At 52.7% G+C, this 23,211-nt stretch carries 25 protein-coding genes; 19 read left to right on the top strand and 6 right to left on the bottom strand.

Going from position 1 to position 23,211, the window contains the following annotated elements:
• Window positions 1-9 precede the first annotated feature (9 nt).
• The 4 genes from FPZ49_RS11920 to FPZ49_RS11905 all read right to left on the bottom strand — a co-directional run bounded on the left by FPZ49_RS11920 (window position 10) and on the right by FPZ49_RS11905 (window position 3,599).
• Window positions 10-975, bottom strand: coding sequence for a type I phosphomannose isomerase catalytic subunit (locus FPZ49_RS11920; protein WP_144847022.1), 966 nt, complete (start codon window positions 973-975; stop codon window positions 10-12).
• Between the two features lie 81 nt (window positions 976-1,056).
• Window positions 1,057-1,638, bottom strand: a complete 582-nt coding sequence (locus tag FPZ49_RS11915; protein ID WP_144846860.1) for a tRNA (mnm(5)s(2)U34)-methyltransferase — start codon at window positions 1,636-1,638, stop codon at window positions 1,057-1,059.
• Window positions 1,639-1,719: 81 nt separating this feature from the next.
• A complete protein-coding gene (locus tag FPZ49_RS11910; protein WP_144846857.1) occupies window positions 1,720-2,460 on the bottom strand; it encodes a c-type cytochrome in 741 nt (246 codons plus the stop codon).
• Window positions 2,461-2,648: 188 nt separating this feature from the next.
• Window positions 2,649-3,599, bottom strand: a complete 951-nt coding sequence (locus FPZ49_RS11905) for a TIGR01212 family radical SAM protein (protein WP_144846854.1) — start codon at window positions 3,597-3,599, stop codon at window positions 2,649-2,651.
• A gap of 198 nt (window positions 3,600-3,797) precedes the next feature.
• Here FPZ49_RS11905 and FPZ49_RS11900 point away from each other — a divergent pair, with 198 nt between their 5' ends.
• The 3 genes from FPZ49_RS11900 (at window position 3,798) to trmB (ending at window position 5,420) form a co-directional block, all read left to right on the top strand.
• Complete coding sequence (locus FPZ49_RS11900) at window positions 3,798-4,379, top strand: WGxxGxxG-CTERM domain-containing protein (RefSeq protein ID WP_144846852.1); 582 nt, start codon at window positions 3,798-3,800, stop codon at window positions 4,377-4,379.
• A 5-nt stretch (window positions 4,380-4,384) separates the two neighbouring features.
• Window positions 4,385-4,582, top strand: a complete 198-nt coding sequence (locus FPZ49_RS11895; RefSeq protein ID WP_144846849.1) for a hypothetical protein — start codon at window positions 4,385-4,387, stop codon at window positions 4,580-4,582.
• A 133-nt stretch (window positions 4,583-4,715) separates the two neighbouring features.
• Entirely contained in the window at window positions 4,716-5,420 is a 705-nt protein-coding gene (gene trmB, locus FPZ49_RS11890) for a tRNA (guanosine(46)-N7)-methyltransferase TrmB (protein WP_144846846.1), read from the top strand.
• A 73-nt stretch (window positions 5,421-5,493) separates the two neighbouring features.
• Here the strand turns inward: trmB and FPZ49_RS11885 are convergent, their stop codons facing one another.
• Window positions 5,494-6,612: an MGDG synthase family glycosyltransferase gene (locus tag FPZ49_RS11885; RefSeq protein WP_144846843.1), complete on the bottom strand. Its 1,119-nt coding sequence runs from the start codon at window positions 6,610-6,612 to the stop codon at window positions 5,494-5,496.
• 66 nt (window positions 6,613-6,678) lie between these two features.
• On the bottom strand, window positions 6,679-7,206 hold the full coding sequence (locus FPZ49_RS11880; protein WP_144846842.1) for a phosphatase PAP2 family protein: 528 nt from the start codon (window positions 7,204-7,206) through the stop codon (window positions 6,679-6,681).
• Between the two features lie 329 nt (window positions 7,207-7,535).
• Between FPZ49_RS11880 and FPZ49_RS11875 the strand changes: the two genes are divergently transcribed.
• The 16 genes from FPZ49_RS11875 to ilvN all read left to right on the top strand — a co-directional run bounded on the left by FPZ49_RS11875 (window position 7,536) and on the right by ilvN (window position 23,076).
• The gene (locus tag FPZ49_RS11875) at window positions 7,536-8,705 is read left to right on the top strand and encodes a glycosyltransferase family 4 protein (protein ID WP_144846839.1); all 1,170 of its coding nucleotides are present in this window, start codon (window positions 7,536-7,538) and stop codon (window positions 8,703-8,705) included.
• Between the two features lie 357 nt (window positions 8,706-9,062).
• Window positions 9,063-10,298 (top strand): glycosyltransferase family 2 protein, encoded by a 1,236-nt coding sequence (locus FPZ49_RS11870; RefSeq protein WP_144846836.1) that lies wholly within the window; start codon window positions 9,063-9,065, stop codon window positions 10,296-10,298.
• Window positions 10,299-10,553: 255 nt separating this feature from the next.
• Complete coding sequence (gene infC, locus FPZ49_RS11865; RefSeq protein WP_144846833.1) at window positions 10,554-11,054, top strand: translation initiation factor IF-3; 501 nt, start codon at window positions 10,554-10,556, stop codon at window positions 11,052-11,054.
• 26 nt (window positions 11,055-11,080) lie between these two features.
• Window positions 11,081-11,278 carry a 50S ribosomal protein L35 gene (gene rpmI / locus FPZ49_RS11860; protein ID WP_144846830.1) on the top strand — a complete coding sequence of 66 codons (198 nt, stop codon included), beginning with the start codon at window positions 11,081-11,083 and terminating at the stop codon, window positions 11,276-11,278.
• A gap of 51 nt (window positions 11,279-11,329) precedes the next feature.
• Window positions 11,330-11,689: a 50S ribosomal protein L20 gene (rplT, locus tag FPZ49_RS11855; RefSeq protein WP_144846827.1), complete on the top strand. Its 360-nt coding sequence runs from the start codon at window positions 11,330-11,332 to the stop codon at window positions 11,687-11,689.
• A gap of 260 nt (window positions 11,690-11,949) precedes the next feature.
• Window positions 11,950-12,726 carry an HAD-IIA family hydrolase gene (locus FPZ49_RS11850; RefSeq protein WP_144846824.1) on the top strand — a complete coding sequence of 259 codons (777 nt, stop codon included), beginning with the start codon at window positions 11,950-11,952 and terminating at the stop codon, window positions 12,724-12,726.
• 55 nt (window positions 12,727-12,781) lie between these two features.
• Window positions 12,782-13,336, top strand: coding sequence for a glycerol-3-phosphate responsive antiterminator (locus tag FPZ49_RS11845; protein ID WP_144846821.1), 555 nt, complete (start codon window positions 12,782-12,784; stop codon window positions 13,334-13,336).
• Between the two features lie 38 nt (window positions 13,337-13,374).
• Entirely contained in the window at window positions 13,375-14,136 is a 762-nt protein-coding gene (locus FPZ49_RS11840; RefSeq protein WP_144847020.1) for an MgtC/SapB family protein, read from the top strand.
• 247 nt (window positions 14,137-14,383) lie between these two features.
• Window positions 14,384-15,700 (top strand): ABC transporter substrate-binding protein, encoded by a 1,317-nt coding sequence (locus FPZ49_RS11835; protein WP_144846818.1) that lies wholly within the window; start codon window positions 14,384-14,386, stop codon window positions 15,698-15,700.
• Between the two features lie 18 nt (window positions 15,701-15,718).
• A complete protein-coding gene (locus FPZ49_RS11830) occupies window positions 15,719-16,666 on the top strand; it encodes a carbohydrate ABC transporter permease (RefSeq protein WP_144846815.1) in 948 nt (315 codons plus the stop codon).
• A 12-nt stretch (window positions 16,667-16,678) separates the two neighbouring features.
• Window positions 16,679-17,509, top strand: coding sequence for a carbohydrate ABC transporter permease (locus tag FPZ49_RS11825; RefSeq protein ID WP_144846813.1), 831 nt, complete (start codon window positions 16,679-16,681; stop codon window positions 17,507-17,509).
• 18 nt (window positions 17,510-17,527) lie between these two features.
• Window positions 17,528-18,274, top strand: coding sequence for a glycerophosphodiester phosphodiesterase (locus FPZ49_RS11820; RefSeq protein WP_144846810.1), 747 nt, complete (start codon window positions 17,528-17,530; stop codon window positions 18,272-18,274).
• Window positions 18,271-19,470, top strand: a complete 1,200-nt coding sequence (locus FPZ49_RS11815; protein WP_144846807.1) for a hypothetical protein — start codon at window positions 18,271-18,273, stop codon at window positions 19,468-19,470. Before FPZ49_RS11820 ends, FPZ49_RS11815 begins: the two co-directional genes overlap by 4 nt.
• Window positions 19,471-19,614: 144 nt before the next feature.
• Window positions 19,615-20,337, top strand: a complete 723-nt coding sequence (locus tag FPZ49_RS11810) for a glycerophosphodiester phosphodiesterase (protein WP_261381365.1) — start codon at window positions 19,615-19,617, stop codon at window positions 20,335-20,337.
• Window positions 20,338-20,848: 511 nt separating this feature from the next.
• Window positions 20,849-22,591: a biosynthetic-type acetolactate synthase large subunit gene (ilvB, locus tag FPZ49_RS11805; RefSeq protein ID WP_144847018.1), complete on the top strand. Its 1,743-nt coding sequence runs from the start codon at window positions 20,849-20,851 to the stop codon at window positions 22,589-22,591.
• The gene (gene ilvN / locus FPZ49_RS11800) at window positions 22,588-23,076 is read left to right on the top strand and encodes an acetolactate synthase small subunit (protein WP_144846801.1); all 489 of its coding nucleotides are present in this window, start codon (window positions 22,588-22,590) and stop codon (window positions 23,074-23,076) included. The genes ilvB and ilvN overlap by 4 nt, the downstream gene beginning before the upstream one ends.
• Window positions 23,077-23,211 lie beyond the last annotated feature (135 nt).

The raw sequence follows: 23,211 nt of genomic DNA, 5'->3' as shown, positions 1-23,211 counted from the left end.
TTGTGTTTCTTATGGCAAATAGCTGCGAAGTACTGTCATTTCACCGCTAAGGGTGTAATCGCCGAGATTGGCTGGGAGCAGATAGCACTCGCCTGGCTTCACGGTCAGCTCGCCGTCGGCATATCGGATCGTACCGGTGCCGTCGCAAATGATGTGAATGATAAAGCTCTCTGGAGTCGTTTGGAGCGGCCAATCGCCCTGAACCTGCCCTTTTTCCGTGACAAAGAAAGGGGAGCGGGCCAGGGTCAGCCATGCATTGGAGCGGTCGAGCTCCGTTTTCATAAACGTAGCGCCCGAGCCTTCATAGGCGATGACATTCAGCGAATCCTCGATGTGCAGCTCCCGAGGCTTTCCGTCCAAGCCCAAACGGCCGTAGTCATACAAGCGGTAAGTGCTGTCCGAGTTTTGCTGAATTTCCGCTACCAATACCCCTGCGCCCAGCGCATGCACGGTACCGGATGGAATATAGAAGGAGTCGCCGGCTTCCACCGTCACTTCATTCAAGCAGTCCATAATGCGGTCTTCGTCGATCGCTGCCGCCAGCTGCTCGCGGGTCACGCCGTCTTTCAGCCCGTAGATGATTTTTGCACCAGGCTTAGCATCCAGGATATACCACATTTCTGTTTTGCCCAGCTCACCTGCCGGCAGCCGGTCATAATGGTCGTTCGGATGCACCTGCACGGAAAGGTCGTCCTGGCAGTCCAGCAGCTTGATCAGCAGCGGGAAGCGGCCGTTTTTCTTGGAAAAGCCTTTGCTTCCGAAAAATACTTCGCCGAACTGTTCTCGGATCTGATCCAGTCCCATGCCGGCGAGTTCCCCATTTACCACGGACGTCGTGCCGTTCGGGTGATCCCCGATCATCCAGCCCTCCCCAATCGGTCCATCCGGCAGCTGGTGCCCGAACTGCTCCAGGGCTCGCCCGCCCCAGACGCGTTCTTTAAATTCCGGTTTGCATTGCAACGGATATGGCTTCATCGTCATTTTCACTCTCTCCTAGTTTATTCTATTTTGCATTATATCAATGGAAGGGTGCTTTTGCCATATGGCTGGGCGGATCTATCGTTTTTCGATGGCGATTAGGTAGGGCGGGTGGTTCTTTTGATTGAAAAAGCGGTACTGCAGCACTTGAAACTCCTTCTGAGGAAGTGCGGCAGCCCACTGCTCAACCGCTTCCGCTTCCTCCGCACCGCCGGGGTGGCCCGTGTAGAGCACCGCGGTGATGATTCCGCCTCGTCGCAGCGCTTCAGCGGAAGCGGTTAAGGCGGAGAGCGTCGATTCCGGCTGCGTGATCGTGGCATGGTCGTCGCCCGGCAAATAGCCGAGATTGAACATGACCGCCGCTACGCGTCCGTGCTCGTCCGGGGACAGCACCTGCGGCAGCTCGGCATGGCTGCGAAGATGAAGCCGGACGGCGTCCGGGCCGTGGTCCGGGCATTCTTTGTCCACCCGGGCGGCGGTGCTGTCGAGCGCCTGTCGCTGGACGTCAAAGGCATGAACCGTGCCTTCCGAGCCGACCAGCCGGGCCAGAAATACGGTGTCCACGCCGTTGCCTGCCGTAGCGTCTACCGCAATGTCGCCGGCGTATGTGCGTTCTTCAATGAGCTTATGGGCAAAGCTTAAGATGGATATAAATCCCAAGGGAAGGCATCCTTTCTGAATGAGACTTCGGACAAGCAGAACAAGAGACCGTCAGCTAGCTGACGATCCCCTAAGGTAGTGCTATTTCTTCGATGCCAACCAGGTCGCAAGCGCGTCGATATCGGCTGCGCTGACCGAGTCTTTAAATGGAGGCATTTCTTTGCCGCCATTCGTGATTTGCTGCACGATCTGGTCTTTCGTTTTCCGTTCGCCGACCTTGGTCAAGTTCGGTCCGTACCCGCCCTGCAGCGTATCGCCATGACATGCCATGCAGTTGTCCTTGAACGCCGCCTGCGCTTTCGCCGTCACCTCGGCGGATACCGCGGCTGCTGGCGCTGGCGTCGGCTTCGGCGCCTCGGCCGGCTTGGCGCCCTCCGCCTTCGGCGGAGTGATCGGCTCCGCCGGAGCCGGGCTGGCTTTGCCGCCGTCCGGCTTCGCCGGTTCCACAGGAGCCTTGGCGGGCTCCTGGATCGGCGCCTCGGGCTTCGCCTCCGCGGCCGGCGCCTTCGGCGTCGCTGCCGGCGCAGCGGCCGACTCCTGCTGCTTGGAAGCAGCAGGAGCCGAGGCCGCAGCCGCCGGCGTGGGCGCCGCCGAAGGCGCCGATGGAGCCACGCTGCCGCTGGTGGCTCCAAGGTTGCCGCCGCCTGGCGCGGCCGAGCCTGACGCCTTCCCGGCGTCAGCCTCCGCCTTCGGCGGCGTAATCACCCCGCCCGCCTCCGGCAGGGCGGCGGGCGCAACCGGCGACGGCGGCGTGGTGGCCGCCGGCTTAGAGCTGCAGCCAGCGGCTAGCAGCAGCGCGGTTAAAAGTACGATTCGTTTCACCCGTTATCACTCCTTCGTGTTTGCTTATCTAAGTAAACGCTTCAACTGGGTAAAATGGTTCACAGGTAGAAAGATTCGGTATTTAGGCCAAGCTTAGGACGGTCAGCCATTGATTCGCGTCTTCGCTTAAGGCTTTGGTTTCTCATGGCGTTGCACCTGAAGCTCTGCATCCCGCTAAAAGAAGCTCCTTACCCAAGCCACTTCTTCCCCTGCCACGTGTCGCGGCGCTTCAGCTCCGCGTCAAACGCGTTTAGCACTTCCCACTTCTTAAGGCTCCACATCGGCCCGATCAACAGGTCACGCGGCGCATCGCCAGTGAGCCGGTGGACAATCATGCCCGGCGGCAGCTGCTCAAGCGTGTCGACGACGAGATTCACATACTCGTCCTTCTCCAGAAACTGCAGCAAGCCGGCTTCATACTGCTTGACCATCGGCGTTTTGCGCATCAGGTGCAGCAGGTGAATCTTAATGCCTTGAACATCCATCTTCGCCACCGCTTGTCCCGTCGCCAGCATCATCTCGTGCGTCTCCTGCGGAAGCCCGTAAATAATATGGGCGCACACGCGAATGCCGCGGTCACGCAGCTTGGCCACCGCATCCAGATAGCATTGGGTGTCATGAGCCCGGTTGATCAGCTCGGAGGTGCGTTCGTGAATCGTTTGCAGCCCCATTTCTACCCATAAATATGTGCGCTCGTTCAACTCCGCAAGGTAGTCGACGACATCGTCAGGCAAGCAGTCGGGCCGGGTGGCGATGGAAAGGCCGACGACACCGGGCTGCTGCAAAATCGCTTCATAATATTCTCTGAGCTCCTCGACTGGAGCGTACGTATTGGTATAGGCTTGAAAATAGCCGATATACTGAGCCTCGGGCCATTTTTGATGCTGCAGATCGCGAATTTTGTTGAATTGAGTAACCAGATCGTCGCGGCGGCTTCCCGCAAAGTCACCGGATCCCCGTGCACTGCAAAACGTACAACCGCCGGTCGCGATTTTACCGTCCCGGTTCGGGCAGGTGAAGCCGGCATCGAGCATGACTTTGAAAACTTTCGCGCCGAACTGCTCCCGCATCTCATAATTCCACGTATGAAAACGTTTGTCCCCCCACAAGCGGGGTTGAACCGTCTCAAGCTGATTCATAATCAAGGTACTCCTTTGAAGTGCTGTGCTGGCGCTTGAATTTCGCTGCATACCTCTTATTTTACCATGCTAACCTGCAATCACGCCAATTGGCTGCTTCTCCAGAATGCGGGGAGGATAAGAACATCGCGGAAAGTCTAAGCTATGGGGGCAAGCAGCAAAACAAAATCATGCGTCTGAAGGGAGTACATGCGAACGATGAATAAGTTTCGTAAAACGGTACTGGCTTTGGCGGTAACAGCAACTTTCTGCGTAGGCGGTCAGGCATTTGCCGAATCGGGTACAACAGGCACTCCAACGACGACCTATGGTACCGGGACAACTGGAACTTATGGGACAGGGACCTATGGTACGAATCCTTCCACCGGTGCGACGGGTACGGGCACAGGAACCACGGGTGCTTATAATCCAGCTTCCGGAACCTACGTACCTGGCTATGGTACGACTAGTACCCTAACCTCTACAGGTACTACGACTGGAACAACAACCGGTACAACAGGGACAACAACAGGAACCGTTGGAAATACCGTTCGCAATTACTCCGATAACATGCTCGATCGGATGCATACCAATACGAATGTGAATGACCGTACAGGCTACGGCTATGGCGGCAACTACGATACAACCACTTATCGCACGAATGCTTACAAAACCAACAACTATACGGCTAAAGCAACAGATAACACCAACCGCTATAGCTGGGGCTGGCTTGGCTTGCTCGGTCTGCTCGGCTTGGCAGGGATGCGCGGACGCAATCGTGACGAACGCGAAGTAAGGTAACGTCAGTGAACGGACTAAAGCTCCCGAACGATAAGGTAACCATAGAGCTTTCCGTTAAAGAAGCAATGGCGCTGGCGGCAGGGGTGCGATTCCATGAACAAACCAGAATTGCAGCAGAAGCACGCAAAAAAGTGCTGTCATCCCTGGAGTCGATCCTGATTCCGGAATCCAATAAGATTCACTACCAGCTGCTCGAAGTGTAATGCTTTGTCTGATGGCCTAGACCGGCTCCCGTGCGGATTTCCCAGTACGAGCCGGTCTTTTCAATCCTTTGTTTTCAGAGTATAATCAAGGCTTAAGCTTGTCGAATTTGCATAGTCAAAGGAAGGTTTAAGCATGCGTTTAAGAGGACGAAAAGGCATTCGGGAAGCGCTGGAGGGGCAGCCGGAGCTGGTCATTTTGGAGCCTGAGCAGTTCAAGGGGCGCTGGAGTGAAGTGTTTGGTAACGATCGCCCGATTCATGTGGAGCTCGGCATGGGCAAAGGCCAATTTATTAGCCAGTTGAGTGCATTGAACCCGCAAATCAACTACATAGGCATAGATATGTATGACGAGCTGATCCGCAGAGGCAGCGAGAAGGCGCAGCTGTCGCGCGAGGAGCACGGTGGAGATTTGAGCAACCTACGGCTGGTTCGTTACAATATTGAGTCGATAGAGAATGTGTTCGACAGCCGGGAGCTGGAGCGCATTTATTTGAACTTCAGCGATCCTTGGCCGAAGAAGAAGCATGCGCGGCGGCGCTTGACGCATGCGAATTTCGTGAACAAATACCAGGAGATTCTAAACGAAAACGGTGAAATTCACTTCAAGACGGACTCCCGTTCCTTGTTTGAATTTTCCCTGAACTCGTTTGCCGATTTGGGACTTCGGATGCGGAATATTTCGCTCGATCTGCATGCTGAGGAGCTGCGTACGGATCTAGTGATGACCGAGTACGAAACGAAGTTTTCACAGAAGGGGATGCCGATCCACCGGCTTGAGGTGGTCATCGGCGAGCATGTGCTGGCAGAGCATCTGGAGCAGTTGAAAAAGCAGATGTAAGCAAAACAAATAAACCATGACGTCTCCATTCCAATCGAATGAAGTGCACGTCATGGTTATTTTATTTGCTATGCTATTGCCGTAAAATCTCCATAATCGCATGCGAGCATTCGGCCGGGTTATAGCGGCTGAACTCGCCTGCGGCTGGCGATTGCGGTTGAGCGGCGCCTTCATGCCGCTTCAGTAAGTATTGAAACCAGTGATCGATCGTCTCCGCCGATTTGATCTGCTCTCCGAAGCCGTGCTGCGTAAAATACTTCAAATTCTGCTCCTCTTGTCCGGGTATCGGCTTATAGAACAGCATCGGAATGCCTTTGGCAAGCCCTTCCGTGCAGGTCATGCCTCCCGGCTTCGTAATTAACAGGTCGGAAACGTCCATCCATTTATCAATTTCCTTCGTAAAGCCAAGCAGTCGAATATGCGGGTGCTGGAACCGTTCGTCCTCCTCCAGCTTCGCCAGCGCCTTCTCGTTCGTGCCCAGACAGATGACCAGCTGGATTTGATCCTGCCAGCGTGTGATGTCATCCATGAACGCTTCATCATTGAGCAGCCCCCAGCCGCCGCCCATCACCAGCACAGTCGGAAGCGGCTTCAGTCCGAAGCGGGAACGGAGCTCCTCACGATTATGCGGCTTCCAGAAGTTCGGATGTACCGGAATTCCGGTCACTCGAACCGATTCCGGTGGCACGCCGCGGTGAAGCAGCTTCTCCTTCACATCCGGCGTGGAGACGAGGTATGTGTTGACCTCCGGGCTGACCCATGTGCCGTGAACATCATAGTCGGTGATGACGGTACAGAGCGGGACATTCAGGCCGAACCGTTTAAGCCTGGAGATGACGGCATTCGGAAACGGGTGCGTACAGATGATCGTATCCGGCTGCAGCTGAGAAATCACCTGAGCTGTTTGTGCGTAAAAAATCCGGTGCAGCGCCAGCTGCGTGAAGCGGTTGAGCGATTTTTTATATTGGGAACGGTACATCATGCCATACAGCTTGGGTTGATTGGAAACGGTTTTACGGTAAGCGGTAAAAATCCATGGTGCCAGTGTCGGATGCAGAAAGCTGCCGAGCTCCAGTACGCGGGTTTGGATGTCGGGAGAAATCATGCGAAGACTGTCGGAAAGCGCGTGAGCCGCTTGCGTATGCCCAGCGCCAAAGCCTTCGGATAATAACAAGACTCTCTTTTTACGCATAAGCGCTTCACCACACCTTGGTCCGAGTAGGTTTACACATTTTGCACAATTTACACATTAATGCTTTTAGCTGAAAAATGCAACGACACCGAGGGCGGTCATCGTCCCGATGAATGCGCCTGCCAAACAGTCTGAGGGATAGTGCAGTCCGAGATACATACGGGACATCCCTACAAGGCACGCCACGGGCAGCAAAATCGCAGACAACCAAGGAAACATGAGTACGAATGGAATAAGTACGGAAAAGATTGCAGTAGTATGACCGGACGGAAATGAATGATCGCTGAGCGGATTTTTGCAGGTATGGGTTTCAGGAATGACGAGATAAGGGCGAAGTCGTGGATATTTCTTTTTGATAATGGCGACGGGAATATGGCTGACAGCCAGTGCGATACAGCTCTGGATGCCGGCCAGCCGCAAGCTGCCTTCCGTAAATAGAGCAAAGCAAAGCGCGGTGAGAATCGATAGGGTGGCTCCGCCCAAATGCGTGATCAGGTTGAAGAAAGTATCCAGCATCTGATGCTGGATGCGTTGGTTAACGAATGAGAACACCCGGTTTTCATGGTGCTGCAGCCAAGTCACGACACGACTCATAGCAGATAACCTCCTTGCTGTTGAGTGGGATAGGCTGTATCCCTTCTTCATACTTATAGTGTAGCTGCAAATTGTTAAAAGAATATCAACACCGTATGAAGGGAATATTTAATGTTTGGATAACAATGCCTTAACATTCCTCCTCTGGAACTTGATGCTGGGATAACATTGTATTCTTACAATAGAAGAAGGTGTGAACGATATGTGAACACATCGCTTCAATAAATGTCATTCCGATAGCAGCGACTTTTTAGTTGTGTTCTCGTAAGCGTTGACAACTGTTACAAAGAAACCGTTTGTAACGATTGCAACAAGGAGGAGGTAATGAGATGAAAGTAGCTCTATTTACCGATACGTTCGTGCCGGACGTGAATGGCGTGGCCAAGACGCTGGGCCGATGGGTGCATTTTTTGGAATCGCGGGGCGTGGAATGCCGAGTCTTCGCACCGCATAGTAACCTTTCGCCGGATGTCAACCAAATGGTAGAAAGATTTTACAGCATACCCTTCCTATTATACCCCGAATGCCGCATGGCTATCCCCAACCCGATGAACATCAAACGGACGCTCAAAGCCTTCTCGCCGGACTTGATACATGTCGCAACTCCCTTTAATTTGGGGCTGGTTGGCTTGCATTACGCGAAGCGCCACCATATTCCCGTCGTAGCTTCTTATCACACGCATTTCGACCGCTATTTGGCCTACTATAAGCTGCAGTGGATGGAGCCGATGCTCTGGAGATATATGCTCTGGTTCCATCAGGATTGCCGAAAAATTTACGTTCCGTCGTGTTCGACCCTACACCACTTGCAAGACAGGGGGCTGCACAATTTAGAAATATGGCCTCGGGGAGTGGAGGTTCAGCGGTTTCATCCGCTCGTGAATCGAAGTGAGGTTTTACGAAATTGCAACATTTCCCAGGAAAAATACGTCATGTTATATGTTGGCAGATTGGCGCCGGAAAAAAGTGTCGATGTGCTGCTTCAAGTGTTTGACTCACTGCCGGAATCGGTGCGTCGGCGTGCGCATTTGATCGTAGCTGGCGATGGTCCGCTGCGGGCAGTCCTGCAGGAGCAGTACGCGGGAAGGGACGATATTTCGTTTCCCGGCTTTCAGCAGGGGAAGGCGCTGAGTGACTTGTACGCCGCTGCGGATGTGTTCGTTTTCCCTTCGGCGACCGAAACGTTCGGTAACGTGGTGCTGGAAGCAATGGCTAGCGGTACGCCGGTCATTGGAGCCGACGCCGGAGGCGTGGGCGACATCATCCAACATGGTCGAACGGGCCTATTGTGCCCTCCGGGAAGCGTGTCGGATTTTGTGGAATCGGTCATGGGGTTGTATAATAACCGAGAGCTCGCTCGTGAGCTGGGAAGTGCTGGGCGAAGCCACAGCTTGCTGCAATCATGGGATGCGATTTTTAACGGGCTGCTGAGCAGCTATACGCAAGTCATTCATGACGCCGGGTCCTTTTCCAGACAGGGGACGATCATCTCCAAGTAAGAACGATTGACGTGTGCGAAAGATGCCCTTACCAATTTTATACTTGCCGCAGTTATAAAAAGAATGAAAAACGATGAAAATAATACGTAAAAAGATGGATAGCTTAGACTCTAAGGGGTAAGGGCATGGTTTTCCCGCTAAAACAAAGATCAGCCACGATGAAGCGACTAGGACGCTTTTGACAAAACGGGGCAAAGAGAGGAAAATCATAAGCGGCTACTTTTGCAATCCAATTCGCACCATGAATGTGATTTGCTGTAGCCTACCATCGCGAGTGTTACAAGGGGCAGCTCCACGATTAGACTTCTAGAGAGAGAAAGCAATCAAGGGGTACATACAAAAAAAGGGGGATATTTCATGCTGGACAGTATCCTGTTAGGTATCCAGATCCTATTGGCATTTATTGGAGCCTACCAGTTGGTTCTAACGTTTTTCGGTTGGTACCGTAAGAAGACCAAAGCTGATCACGCACCGCAAAAAACGTTCGCTGTCTTAGTGGCTGCGCATAATGAGGAGCAGGTTGTAGGGGCACTCATTGAGAATTTGAAAAATCTAGATTATCCGAGAGAATTGTACGATATATTCGTGATTTGCGATAACTGCACCGATAATACAGCGCAAATTTCCCGGGACCTTGGAGTACATGCAATGGAGCGTAAAAACCCGAATCTGCGAGGCAAAGGCTACGCGATCGAGTGGATGCTCAAAGAGCTGTGGAAAATGCCGCGCCAGTACGATGCCGTCGTGATGTTCGACGCCGACAACCTTGTGAATCCCGATTATTTGACGCATATGAATAACGACTTGTGCAACGGCTCCCAAGTCATCCAGGCGTACCTGGATACGAAGAACCCGCACGATTCGTGGATTACAGCGGCTTATGCCGTGACTTACTGGTATTGCAACCGCTTGTGGCAGCTGCCGCGGACCAATCTGGGACTAGCCAACTACTTGGGCGGTACCGGAATGTGCTTTGACTCCAATCTGCTCAAGGAATTCGGTTGGGGTGCAACGAGCTTGGTGGAGGATTTGGAGTTTACAATGCGCTGCGTGATGCGCGGCATTCATCCGACCTTCAATTACGAGGCCAAGGTGTACGACGAGAAGCCGCTCACATTCAAGGCTTCGGCGCGTCAGCGCTTGAGATGGATGCAGGGTCATTTCGACGTAGCTAGACGCTATTTCTTCCCGCTGTTCTGGAAAGGCCTTAAGGAAGGCAGCTGGACCAAGATCGACACGGCACTGTATGCTCTGAATGCTTACAACCTGCTTATCGGCTCGATCCTAACCGTTGTGCTGTGGATCGATCTTTCGCTCCCGGGTGTTCCGAAGTTTACGTCGCTGTATCAGATGCAGCCGGATTTCTTTGCTGTCTTTTCCGTACTGACTTACGGCCAATTCGTTATTGCGCTGCTGCTGGAGAAGGCGCCTTTGAAGTCGTATAAGTATCTCATCACGTTCCCGGTGTTCCTGCTGTCCTGGTGGCCGATTACGTTCTATGCTTTCTTCACGCAAAACAACAAGCAATGGAGCCATACAGAGCATACTCGTGTGATCCGCTTGGAGGAAGTACAGAGCAAGCAAGCCAGCTAATGATATTAATTCTGCTTGAAGCTTGACTTTATAAATGATCAAGTGATATACTGTTTTGGTGCGAAAGAAGAAGCGCCCGCTTCTCACCTGACCGACCTTGGGTTGGCTGGTTATGAACTAGTGAATGAATGATGCATTTCGGATGGATCCGGAATCGTTAATCACTTGGACCAACAGACGTGGGCGTATATGCGCCTACGTCTTTTTTAATTTGTTACAATCCCTTGGAGGTGGCAGGTCATAAGTACAGAGCACATCATCAATGATGAAATTCGGGCGAGAGAAGTTCGTTTGATTGGTGCAGACGGAGAACAGCTTGGTATCAAGCCGATTCGTGAAGCGCAGCAAATTGCGCAGGATTTGAATCTGGACTTGGTCAACGTGGCTCCAACGGCGAAGCCGCCGGTTTGCCGGATCATGGATTACGGGAAGTACCGCTATGAAATGCAGAAGAAAGAAAAGGAAGCCCGTAAGAATCAGAAGATCGTGGAACTTAAGGAAATTCGCCTGAGCGCGACGATCGATGAGCACGATTTTCAAACGAAGCTTCGCAACGTCCAGAAGTTTCTGAGTGAGGGAGACAAAGTGAAACTGTCGGTTCGCTTCCGCGGCCGGGAGATTGCCCATGCCGAGATCGGTCAGCGTCAGCTGGAGCGAATGGCTACCGAGGTGGAAGAGCTTTGCGTCATAGAGCGCAAGCCGAAGCTGGAAGGCCGCAGCATGATCATGATTTTGTCGCCTAAGCAACAGCAATAATTCAATCATTAAGGAGGAACCACCACATGCCTAAAATGAAAACACACAGCAGTTTGAAAGACCGCCTGAAAGTAACAGGCACTGGTAAAGTAAAACGCTACAAAGCGTACAAAAACCACCTGTTGTCCGGCAAATCTGCTCGCCAAAAGCGCGTACTTGGCAGCAACCCGGTTATGGCTGCTGGCGACGTAAGACGTCTGAAGCAACAAATTTCTCTTCTGTAATACCATTAAGCTCGTAAATGATATAGATACTTAAATTTTGGAGGGATCATCATGGCAAGAGTGAAAGGCGGATTTATCCGCACTCGTCGTCGTAAGAAAATTTTGAAGCTTGCTAAAGGTTACTTTGGTTCGAAACATAGATTATTTAAAACAGCGAAAGAGCAAGTAATGAAATCCTTGCTTTACGCTTACCGTGACCGCCGTCAGAAAAAACGCGATTTCCGCAAATTGTGGATCGTGCGGATCAACGCGGCTGCTCGTCAAAACGGTCTGTCCTACAGCAAGCTGATGCACGGCCTGAAATTGGCTGGCGTAGAAGTAAACCGCAAAATGCTGGCTGACCTGGCAGTTAACGACATCAGCTCGTTCAACTCCTTGGCAGCTGCGGCAAAAGAAAAAGTAAACGCGTAAAGCACGCGTTTGTAAGCAGCCCTTACTTAGTAAGGGCTGTTTTTTAATTTTCGGCCAATGGAAAGTAATGATTGACAAAAGGTTAGTCCCGGCTCTATAATTCAAGCAATAGCATAAACCAAACGGTTAGGTTTGAGTAGATGAGTAACCCTTACCCGTAATCACGTCCTCTGGCTAGAGGTGTGTTTACTGTGGATAAGGGTTTTTTGCTTTTTCATAGGCTCTTCTACGGTCAAGCCGGCCAGAAGCGAGGCTGAAGGATGAAAGGATATATTTTTGACTTGGATGGCACGGTCTATCTGGGGGAGCGCATGATTGAGGGGGCTGCGGAAGCGATTCACCGCTTGAGAGAGCGGGGGGATAAGGTCGTCTTCTTCTCGAACAAACCGATCGCCACCCGGCAGTCGTACTCCGACAAATTGACGAAGATGGGGATTCCGACGGGGATCGAGGATGTGCTGAACTCCTCGCTCATCGTAGCGCGGTATTTGCAGAGCAGGCTGAAGCCGGGCGAGCTGGTGCATCTGATCGGCGAGGAGCCGATACGAGATGAACTGATCGAGCACGGCATTCCGCTTATTGACGGCGATTCGGAGCAGCATCCGAACTACGTGGTCCTCTCGTGGGACCGCCAGTTTTCGTACGACAAGCTGAACTACTTGTACCAGGCGGCGGTGAAAGGGGCGATCATCATCGCTTCCAATCCGGATTCCACGTGCCCGCTCGAGGATGGACAGCTGCCGGATACCGGCACCTTCATTGCCGCTTTAGAAGCGGCTACAGGAAGGCCAATCGATCTGGTCGTCGGCAAGCCTTCGCTGATTGCGGCGGAAGCAGCGGCACAGCATCTGGGGCTGACCTACGAGGACTGCTACATGATCGGCGACCGGCTCGAGACCGACATCAAGATGGGCAACGACGCCGGTATGGCCTCCGTTCTCGTATTGACCGGGGTCAGCTCGAAGGAAATGGCAGAGACGACGCCGTTTCGTCCAAGGTACATTTTACCAAGTATTCGAGAGGTAATCCACTTGTAAGCGCTGCATGTTATAATGGTCACATTTCCGATAGTTAATGGAGGTTATAACGAGCATGCATCCGATTGTGGACTTAGTTGAACATCAAACCATTGCGGCGGTACAGCGTGAAGAGGATTTGGCTCAGGCGCTGAAGAGTCAGGCCAACGTCATTTTTTTATTAACCGGATCGATTTTTAACATAAAAGATTTGGTGGATCAAACGAAGGAAGCCGGTAAGGCCGTCTTTCTTCACATGGAGTTTATCGAGGGCATTGCGGCGGACCGGAAGGGTGTTTCTTATGTCGCGAAGCGGGTGTTCCCAACCGGGATCATTTCGACGAAGAGCAATCTGATCCGCACCGCGAAGGAAGAAGGGCTGATGGCGATCCAGCGTATCTTTCTAATCGACCGAAGCGCCGTGCAGCGCGGGATCAAGTCGGTCGAGCAAAGCCAGCCGGATGCCATCGAGGTGATGCCTGGGCTTATGCCAAGGATCATTCGCGAGATGACCAATATGACGCCGTTGCCGATTATTGCGGGTGGCTTGGTGTCGTATCAAGAGGAAATCGATGAGGCGCTTCGAGCCGGAGCATTGGCGGTCTCCGTAGGTAACGATAAGCTCTGGTAAGGGTAAATAAATACGATGAATTGAGAGGAAGGGAGGGGATTCCGATTGCTGCTGATATATGGCACATTACGCATTTAGAGCTCACGATCCGGGTTTTGCTGGCTGCAGGGCTTGGCGGGCTGATCGGATTGGAGCGAGAGTACAGCAATCACGCGGCGGGGTTTCGAACGCACATCCTGGTATGTATCGGCTCGGCGGCGATTATGCTGCTATCGATTTACGGCTTTTCCGAGTTCGTCATCGAGGCCAACGTCCGGATTGACCCGGCACGTCTGGCGGCGCAAGTGATCAGCGGGATCGGCTTCCTGGGCGCCGGCGCGATTCTGCGTAACGGTTCAACGGTGTCGGGACTTACGACGGCTGCATCCGTATGGGTGGTGGCCGCGATCGGGCTATGCGTCGGGGCAGGATTTTTCTACTGTGCGTTTTTATCCACGGTGCTGGTGCTGATGAGCTTGTTCGTCCTGAACAAGTGGGAGAAGCGCCTGATGCGTGGACGGAGATACCATGAGGTGGTGGTGCGTATCCATGATCGGCCGGGGGTGCTGGGCAAAATCGCGACGTTGTTCGGGCAAGAGGACATCCAAATCGTCAATGTGAAGATGAAGATGACGGACCAAACGTCCGATCTCGATGGCGAGCGAATCAAGGAGCTGCACTTCAGCATCAAAACGACGCACTCCGAAAAGCTGGATATTGTAATGGAGAACATCTCCAATACCGTAGAGGTGGTCTCGCTGGAATCCAATGCGTTCAAGCTTCAGAAGACGCAGAGCATTGGGCGGACACAAGTGTTATGATTGTGTAAATGCGTTGACAGTGTGCTGCTGCGTGTGGCATACTTCGATTGGAAAGCGCTTCGACAAAGTTCAACATAAGAAAACAAAATACTTCCCACGGGTACGGAGACAATGAGATTACCTTTGGGACGGTTGGCAGGAAAGCTAGGGGATTCCCCTCTTCTTTTCCATGCCGGCGTCCTCATTGGTGCTCTAATTGTCTCTTTTTTATTGTCAAAAAACCAAATTTGGAAGGGGTACTACTAGAATGAAATCGAAAAAATGGTTGTCCATCTCAGTTCTTGCCGCTCTTACGGCTTCAACGCTTGCAGCTTGTGGTGGAGGAGGAGATAAGCCTGCTGCGCTTCCTGACGCTAAAGCGGTGGAAGAAGATAAAACACCGATTACGATCCAATATTGGCACTCCCACGCAGATGCACAATTGGCGGGACTCAACTACATGATCGCCGAGTTCAACAAGAAATACCCTTACATCACGGTAGAGCCGGTGTTCCAAGGTGCGTATACAGATTTGCAGAAAAAGCTCCAAGCTGCAGTAGCGGCTAAAGAAGTGCCGGCGGTAACAAACGTGGAAGTATCCGCCTTGCCAAACTTTGCCGATGGCGGCGTGTTCAGCGACCTTACCGAGTATATCAAGCGCGATAAAGTGGATCTGAATGACTTTTCCAAGGGCATGCTGGCAGCTTACGCGTTTAACAACAAGCAATACGGCTTCCCGCTGATTGTCAGTACCAGCGTCATGGTGTATAACAAGACGATGTTCGACAAGCTGGGCGTGAAACCGCCGCAAACGTGGGCGGAGATTGAGGATTTCAATAAGAAAGTGACGCTCAAGGAAAACGGTAAAACGACGCGCTACGCGTTCGCTGTTCCTGGCTGGGATACCTGGTATTACGATCCGTGGATTTCTAATGGAGGCGGGGCCATCCTGAGCGCGGATAAGAAGAAAATTGCTTTGGACCAACCGGACAGCCTGCGCTGGATTCAAAACTTTGACAAATGGATCAAGGACGGCTCTATGCAAATGGGCTACGGCAAAGGCGCGTCCGATGTTATGAGACAAATGTTCCTGGATCAAAAGATCGGGATGGTGCAGCACACTTCTGCGGTCATCAAGACGTACCTGGAAAATGCCAAGTTTGAAATCGGCGTCTCCTTCATTCCAGGGGACAAAGAGCGCAAATCTCATATCGGCGGCGCGGGAATTGTCATGATGGATATGGCGCCTCAGAAGCAGAAGGAAGCGGCTTGGAAGTTCATCAAGTTCATGACCGATGCCGAGCATAACATCAAATGGGCGGAAGATACCGGCTACCTGCCAACGCACAAATCCGTAGTCAACACCGAGGAAGGCAAGCAGTACTTCCAAAAATGGCCTCAATACAAAGCGGTGTTCGATAACTTCGACAACGTAGCACCTCGTCCGCAGCATACCGGCTATCCGGAATTCAGCAACGTCTATAAAGAAGTCGTCGGCGAGATGGTCTTGAACGGCAAAGATCCAGTATCTCTGATGAAAGCTGCTGTGCCAAAAATGAACGATATCCTGTCCGAATATAAGTAAGCTTGAAAGGAGTACTCCATGAACAGTGTGAATCAAGAGGCGGCCGCATCCAGCGCGCTTGCAGCATCCAAGAAGAAGTCAGGGAGCTCCTACCGTCGACTGGAGGGGTTGAAGGATTTTTCCTTCGCCCTTCCGGCCTTGGCGGCCCTGATCCTCTTTATTTATTACCCGCTGCTGAACTCGTTTTATCTCAGCTTTACGAACTGGAATATGACGAAGCCGAACAAGTCGTTCGTCGGTATGGATAACTACGTCAAGCTGCTGACGACCGATACGTTTTATAATGTATTGAAAATTACGTTCACCTATACGATCCTCGACGTAGTGCTGACACTTGGAATCGGCTTGCTGCTGGCACTGCTCTTTAATGTATCGTCGCGCTTTTTCAACTTTTTGCGTATGGTCATTTTTATGCCGCATTATATTTCGATGGTTATCGTGTCGATGATTTTTCTCTGGATTTTCAACGGACAGTTCGGACTTCTCAATGAGCTGCTGAAGCTGATGGGCTTGGAGCCAGTGCAGTGGCTGACCAATCCGAAGACCGCAATCTGGACACTGCTGACCGTTTCGATCTGGAAGGGCGTCGGCTTCGCTATGATTATCTTCATCGCAGGCCTGAGGAGCATCCCGCTCGAGTATTATGAGGCCTCCAACATCGATGGGGCGAGTAAATTCCATCAGTTCCGTTCCATTACGCTTCCGCTCCTGTCGCCGATCACCTTGTTCCTGGTCGTGACCAACTTCATTTCCTCGATGCAGGTGTTCCAATCCGTCGATGTTATGACCAATGGCGGTCCGCTGGAATCGACGAAGGCGATGGTCTACTGGATTTACGAAATGGCGTTCGGGGAGTTTAAAACGGGCAGAGCGTCCGCGCTCGTCATCATTTTCTTCCTGATTATCATCCTGCTCACCATGCTTCAAATGTGGGTATCCAATAAAAAAGTACATTATGAGGGGTAAGGAGGGGGCATCATGAACAAATCAATCATTCAATCCTCGCGTGTGGTGCTGGCGCTATGCGTGACCCTTCTAATGTTTTTCCCTGTCTATTGGATGCTGGTCACGTCGTTCAAAACACCGTATGAGCTTAGGCTCGCCGTGCCGACCTTTTGGCCGGAGAAATTTATGTGGAGCAATTATTTGGAAGCGTTTAAAGCGATGCCCTTCGCTCGATTTACGCTGAATACGGTTATCCAGACGGTGGGGATCGTTTTTCTTCAAATTAATATCGGGCTGATGGCTGCCTATGCTTTTGCTAAAGGCGCTTTCCGCGGCCGTGACAAGTGGTTCTTGCTTGTGCTCGCGGCGTTGATCGTTCCCGATCAGGTCACCTTCGTGCCCGTCTATGTTATGATGTCGAAGCTCGGCTGGCTGAACACGTTCTACGCGCTTATCGTTCCTCATGCCGCTTCCGCATATGGTATTTTCTTGCTTCGTCAAACATTCAAATCCATCAATAACGATGTTATCGAAGCCGCGAAAGTGGATGGTGCTAACCGTCTGCAGGTGCTGTACCGGATTTTGGCGCCGATGGCTTTCCCGACGGTAGCTACGATGGGCGTGCTCAGCTTTATTCACAGCTGGAACTCGTACTTCTGGCCGCTCGTCATGACCAACTCCAACAAAATGCGGGTCCTCACCGTCGGGATCGCTATGATGCGGGACTCCAACGCGGGGAACGAAGCGCTCACCTTCCATTTGCTGATGGCCGCGAGCGTCGTCATTATTTTGCCGATTGTCATTATCTTCATCTTTGCTCAAAAGCATATCGTAGCCGCCATGGCTAATTCCACGTTTAAGTAGAAGGGATGAACTCGTTTTATGACCATTCAATCGCCATTAATCATCGCTCACCGGGGGGCAGCTGGGGAAGCTCCTGAGAACACGCTGGCCGCATTTCAATTGGCGGTAGAGCAGGGCTGTCACGCCATTGAGCTCGATGTCCACCTGTCCAAGGACGGCGAAGTGATCGTCTGTCACGATGCTACTGTCAACCGGACGACCGACGGCATCGGTACCATTCATGACATGACCGTTGAGCAGCTCAAGACGCTGGATGCGGGACGCTGGTTCGATGAGAAATATGAGGGAGAGCGGCTTCCGCTGCTTTCCGAGGTGTTCGACCTCGTGCCTAGGCATATCATGATCAATGTCGAGATCAAAGGCTCGTACAATCGCCAGCTGGAGCCGGCGTTGATCCGTCTGATGCAGGAATACAACCGGGTCGACACCGTCGTCATCTCGTCGTTTGATCACAAAAGCCTGCTGTTTGCCAAGCTGATCGAGCCCATGGCGAAGATCGGGCTGCTCTATGACGTGAATGCCGTTCGCCATGCGGCGCTGGCGGATTTGCTGGGCACGAATGTGTACTCCCTGCATCCGAACTTTAAGCGCATCGATAAAGCAGAGGTGCAGGATGCCATCAGCCAAGGCTTACAGGTCTATCCGTACACGCTCAACGATGAGAAGCGGATGAAGCAAGCGATTGAATACGGCGTATCGGGGATCATCACGGATTTTCCAGCTCGGCTGCGCGCGCTGCTGGCGTCACCGCAGGCAGTCAAATGAGGAATTCAATCAACATCATAAGACCAAGAAAACCTGGAAGAGCCCCTTGGGTCACGCTCACGCTCGCTTGTGCTCTTGCCATTTCGCTTACGGGCTGCGGATCGACATCCAGCGGCGGGACAACACCGAAGGGCACCGCAGCTCCCGTACAGGAGAAGGCGAAGGAATCGGCCGCGCAGCCGGACGGAAAAAGCGCAGGCAGTGCAGCGTCTGGTGGGGGCCTGGGCATTACGCAGGAAGAGGTCGATGTCAAGTTCCGGGTCAATATGACGGAGATTAAAGGATTTCTAGATAAAGCTAAGCCGGGCCCCATTATTCCTGCGCTGAAGCAGAATGCGGTTCCGCAAGGCATCGGCTACATTGCAGAAAAAAACTGGATTGTCGTCTCCCATTACCGGGAGGGCGGCAAAGCGAGTCTGCTCACCTTCATCGATGCGGGAACGGGCAAGCTGGTGAAATCGGGTGAGCTGTATAAGGATGCCAATACACCTTATACGGGCCATGCCGGCGGAGTGACGGTCAGCAAAAAGCATGTGTGGGTGTCGTCTGACGGCTACGCTTATGAGCTCAACCTAGACGATGTGGTGAAGAGTGCCGATCAGGCTAAGCTGGTTTTCAGCGGCTCGATCAAGACGGATACTCGGGCGTCGTTAACGACCTATGCGGCGGACGGGGTCCTGTGGGTCGGCGAATTTGCCCATGGAACGGATTATCCGACGAGCAAGACGCATTATATCAACAGCCGGGACGGCAAGGAGCATAAAGCCTGGGCCGTCGGCTATAAGCTAGACCCGGAGACGGATCTGCTTCCGGCGGCGAAGAAGCCGCAGGGCAGCGAGCCGGCGGTACCGGACTACATTCTATCATTGCCGGATATCGTTCAAGGGATGGCGGTGCTGGGCGATCGCATCATGCTCAGCACATCCAACGGGCGTAACGCAGCAGGTACGCTCATTGAGCATCAGAATCCGCTGAGCGAGAAGCCGCATGCCACCGTGACCATTGGCAGTCAAACGGTGCCGGTCTGGTTCTTGGACAGCAAAAACCGCGGCAGTCAGCTGCAAACGCCGCCGATGTGCGAAGGTGTCGTCGATATTCAGGGGACGCTTGGGGTTCTGTTTGAGTCGGGCGCGACAGAGTACCGAGGGAACGGTAGCTACCCGTTGGATCATATGTATATGCTTAAACTGGAGTAAATGAAGAAGGGCGTGGTTCCTGCTTTGGCAGGGATGCGCTCTTTTTGTCATGCGGCTCGTGCAAACTGCCCAAAGGTGCAATCCGACGGGAAGTAGGAGTATAATGAGGTGGGCAAACATTGATGATCGGGAGGGTGTTACATCATGGTTCAAGGTTTGGCGCATCGGGGGTACCCGAAGAAATATCCGGAAAATACGCTTCGCTCGTTTCAGGCGGGCTTAGATTTAGGCTTTTCTCATCTGGAGCTGGACGTGCATCTTAGCAAGGACGGCGTTCCAGTCGTCATCCACGATCCTACCCTGCAGCGGACGATTCATGCCTCCGGCTATGTGTCCGACTTCACGCTGGAGGAGCTGAAACAATTCCGCTGCAAGGGCCTGGACGGTACACCGGGGGAGGATACGATTCCCACGCTGGAGGAAGTGCTGCTGCTGGCACGTGGAAAAGCGCATGTCGATGTCGAGCTGAAGTCGGCCGGATCGGACTACCCGGGGCTGGAAGAGGCTGTTCTGGACGTCATTCGCAAATGCGAAGTGAGGGATGAAGTGTTCGTCGCCTCATTCGACCATTATTCCATTATCCGGATGCGCGAGCTCGATTCATCGATGGCTTTGGGACTAGTGATTTATGGGGCTACGCCATCGGTATTTCCGCTGATGGAGCAGCTGCAGGCGAAATATTTGTCGGTCAAATATATATACTTAACCGATGACTTTGTGCGGGAGTGCCGGGAGCGGGAGATTCAACTGATCGCTTGGACGGTGGACAGCGAGCAGGCGATGAAGCAGATGCGAAGTCGTTATCCCGATGTTTGGATCTGTACGAATGAGCTGGAGCGCTGGAAAAATGCCTTCGCCGAAGCCTGATTTCAAGTCTGATTTCCAGCTTGACTAATATAAGGTTTAGGCATATAATACTTAAAAACACACTCAAGCCAACGGCTATGAAGAGGACGAAGTTATAAGGGCTCTTATGTTCAGAGAGCAGCGGAGATGCTGAAACCAATGCCTTAATCCCTTATGTACGAGCTCACCTCGGAGCTGTTTCCCTGAAAAGTATAACGCGTATCTATAAGCTTTAATGCTTAAAAGCGGTATAGCTATTAGGGGGAATCGGAATAGCACACGTTACCGTGCTCTAGGTATGTACGTAATTTATTGAAGGCGATCCTCGACGCTAGCCGATGCGGCCGACTTCAATAATGCTAGCGGCGTACATTACCTGTTAAGGTTATTTGCCGCGAGGCATCTAACAAATCTGGGTGGTACCACGGAAGATTAACCCCTTTCGTCCCGACAGACGCAACTTTTGCGTTCGGGATGAGAGGGGTTTTTTAGTTTAACATTTTTGCCGAGTTCTTGAGAGGAGGACAGAATGATGATCGTACAAACCACACAAAAGTCAAAAGATCAGCTTCGGGAAGAATTGCTGCAGCCGGACGTCATTACAGGTTCGGAAGCGCTCCTGAGAAGCTTGCTGTTGGAGGACGTGGATTGCGTCTTCGGTTACCCAGGCGGAGCTGTACTATATATTTACGATGCCATGCACGGCAATCCGAATTTCAACCATCTGCTGACACGGCATGAGCAAGGAGCGATTCATGCGGCGGACGGCTATGCTCGTTCGACCGGTAAGGTTGGCGTATGTATCGCAACTTCGGGTCCAGGAGCGACGAACCTCGTCACCGGCATTGCCACAGCATATATGGATTCGGTGCCTCTCGTCGTCATTACCGGGAATGTGGCCACGTCGGTGATCGGGACGGACGCCTTCCAAGAAGCGGATATTACCGGAATAACGATGCCGATTACAAAACACAGCTACCTGGTGCGCGATGTGAAGGATTTGCCTCGCATCATTAAAGAAGCGTTCCATATCGCATCGACGGGACGTAAAGGTCCGGTGCTGATCGATATTCCGAAGGACGTGTCGAACGATACAGCGGCATTCCGTTACCCGGATAAGGTAGAGATTCGCGGTTATAACCCGACTGTACAGCCGAATAAGCTGCAGGTCGACCGCATGCTCGAGGCCATTGCCGAAGCGGAGCGTCCGGTCATTATTGCCGGCGGCGGCGTCGTTTACGCGAATGCCTCGGAAGAGTTGATCGAGTTCGTAGAGAAAACTCGCATTCCAGTTGCAACTACGCTGCTCGGCTTAGGCGGTTTCCCAAGCGCTAACGAGCTGTGGCTCGGAATGCCCGGCATGCATGGCACGTACACAGCGAACCATGCGCTGCAAAATTGCGACCTGCTGATCGGGATCGGCGCACGCTTCGATGACCGGGTAACGATGAAGGTGAACGGTTTCGCGCCGAAGGCGAAGAAGATCGTCCACATCGACGTCGATCCGGCGGAAATTGGCAAAATCGTGGAAACCTCGATTCCAGTCGTCGGCGATGTCAAAGCGGTGCTGCAGATGGCTAACCAGAAGGCGCGCCCGGCCAAGTCCGAGAAGTGGATCGATTGGGCGATCACGACCAAGCAAGAGCATCCGCTGCGCTACAAGGACTCCGATACGGAGCTGAAGCCGCAGTACGTGATCGAGATGATCCACGACACGACTCGTGGTGAAGCAATCGTTACGACGGACGTAGGACAGCATCAGATGTGGGCGGCGCAATACTACAAGTTCAACAAGCCGCGTTCGTTCATCACTTCGGGCGGACTGGGTACGATGGGCTTCGGATTCCCGTCGGCGATCGGTGCGCAGGTCGCGAATCCTGACCGGCTGGTTGTTTCCATCAACGGTGACGGCGGTATGCAGATGTGCTCCCAGGAGCTGGCCATCTGTGCGATCAATAAGATTCCGGTCAAAATCGTCGTTATTAACAACCAGGTGCTTGGAATGGTACGACAGTGGCAGGAGATCATCTATGATAACCGTTACAGCCACATTGATCTTGCAGGCAGCCCGGATTTCGTGAAGCTGGCTGAAGCTTATGGTGTCAAAGGATTGCGGGCGACGAACAAGGATGAAGCCCACAGCGTTTGGCAGGAAGCGCTGAATACCCCAGGACCGGTGCTCGTCGAATTCGTCGTGCGCAAGCACGAGAATGTGTTCCCGATGGTAACGCAGGGCTCGACGATAGATCAAATGATAATGGGGGATTCGGAATGAACCGCAAACACACCATTTCCGTTTTAGTGAACAACCAACCCGGTGTGCTGCAGCGTGTGTCCGGTCTGTTCGGACGCCGGGGCTTCAATATCGAGAGCATTACCGTAGGCGAATCGGAGGAAAAAGGTCTGTCCCGCATGGTTATCGTCACTACGGGAGATGATAATACGCTGGAGCAGGTTTCCAAACAGCTTTACAAGCTGATCGACGTTATCAAGGTTGTCGATCTGAGCGCCAATCCGATGGTAGGCCGCGAGCTGGCCTTGATTAAGGTGAACGCAGAGCCTAGCGCACGTCCGGAAATTCTCGGCGTCGTCGAAACTTTCCGCGCAGCGGTGGTGGACATCGGACCGGGCTCGCTGATTGTGCAGGTCGTAGGCGATTCGGACAAAATTGACGCGATGACAGAGCTTCTCAAGCCATACGGCATTAAGGAGCTGTCCCGTACCGGCGTGACCGCTATGATTCGCAGCATCGCAAAGTAGGTTGTAATGTCGTTTTAAGAAACTCAAAATCGAAGTAGAAAGTTCCTATGAGCGGGAGTTCAAGCGACTCAAGAAGCGAGAACCCTGCGGGGCGGAGGAATCATTGGACCGTTTGAACACCCGCTCATAGGGTTT

It is taken from the genome of Paenibacillus cremeus (assembly GCF_007786445.1).
Lineage (GTDB): Bacteria > Bacillota > Bacilli > Paenibacillales > NBRC-103111 > Paenibacillus_G > Paenibacillus_G cremeus.
The sequence above is the reverse complement of the archived record's forward strand: the minus strand, read 5'-3'. Positions and strand labels throughout refer to the sequence as shown.

Excerpts from the sequence above, each read along its gene's own strand:
- FPZ49_RS11920 (WP_144847022.1), bottom strand. The coding sequence starts at position 975 with ATGAAGCCATATCCGTTGCAATGCAAACCGGAATTTAAAGAACGCGTC.
- FPZ49_RS11905 (WP_144846854.1), bottom strand. The coding sequence starts at position 3,599 with ATGAATCAGCTTGAGACGGTTCAACCCCGCTTGTGGGGGGACAAACGT.
- FPZ49_RS11900 (WP_144846852.1), top strand. The coding sequence starts at position 3,798 with ATGAATAAGTTTCGTAAAACGGTACTGGCTTTGGCGGTAACAGCAACT.
- trmB (WP_144846846.1), top strand. The coding sequence starts at position 4,716 with ATGCGTTTAAGAGGACGAAAAGGCATTCGGGAAGCGCTGGAGGGGCAG.
- FPZ49_RS11885 (WP_144846843.1), bottom strand. The coding sequence starts at position 6,612 with ATGCGTAAAAAGAGAGTCTTGTTATTATCCGAAGGCTTTGGCGCTGGG.
- FPZ49_RS11880 (WP_144846842.1), bottom strand. The coding sequence starts at position 7,206 with ATGAGTCGTGTCGTGACTTGGCTGCAGCACCATGAAAACCGGGTGTTC.
- FPZ49_RS11875 (WP_144846839.1), top strand. The coding sequence starts at position 7,536 with ATGAAAGTAGCTCTATTTACCGATACGTTCGTGCCGGACGTGAATGGC.
- FPZ49_RS11870 (WP_144846836.1), top strand. The coding sequence starts at position 9,063 with ATGCTGGACAGTATCCTGTTAGGTATCCAGATCCTATTGGCATTTATT.
- rpmI (WP_144846830.1), top strand. The coding sequence starts at position 11,081 with ATGCCTAAAATGAAAACACACAGCAGTTTGAAAGACCGCCTGAAAGTA.
- rplT (WP_144846827.1), top strand. The coding sequence starts at position 11,330 with ATGGCAAGAGTGAAAGGCGGATTTATCCGCACTCGTCGTCGTAAGAAA.
- FPZ49_RS11850 (WP_144846824.1), top strand. The coding sequence starts at position 11,950 with ATGAAAGGATATATTTTTGACTTGGATGGCACGGTCTATCTGGGGGAG.
- FPZ49_RS11845 (WP_144846821.1), top strand. The coding sequence starts at position 12,782 with ATGCATCCGATTGTGGACTTAGTTGAACATCAAACCATTGCGGCGGTA.
- FPZ49_RS11835 (WP_144846818.1), top strand. The coding sequence starts at position 14,384 with ATGAAATCGAAAAAATGGTTGTCCATCTCAGTTCTTGCCGCTCTTACG.
- FPZ49_RS11830 (WP_144846815.1), top strand. The coding sequence starts at position 15,719 with ATGAACAGTGTGAATCAAGAGGCGGCCGCATCCAGCGCGCTTGCAGCA.
- FPZ49_RS11825 (WP_144846813.1), top strand. The coding sequence starts at position 16,679 with ATGAACAAATCAATCATTCAATCCTCGCGTGTGGTGCTGGCGCTATGC.
- FPZ49_RS11820 (WP_144846810.1), top strand. The coding sequence starts at position 17,528 with ATGACCATTCAATCGCCATTAATCATCGCTCACCGGGGGGCAGCTGGG.
- FPZ49_RS11815 (WP_144846807.1), top strand. The coding sequence starts at position 18,271 with ATGAGGAATTCAATCAACATCATAAGACCAAGAAAACCTGGAAGAGCC.
- FPZ49_RS11810 (WP_261381365.1), top strand. The coding sequence starts at position 19,615 with ATGGTTCAAGGTTTGGCGCATCGGGGGTACCCGAAGAAATATCCGGAA.
- ilvB (WP_144847018.1), top strand. The coding sequence starts at position 20,849 with ATGATCGTACAAACCACACAAAAGTCAAAAGATCAGCTTCGGGAAGAA.
- ilvN (WP_144846801.1), top strand. The coding sequence starts at position 22,588 with ATGAACCGCAAACACACCATTTCCGTTTTAGTGAACAACCAACCCGGT.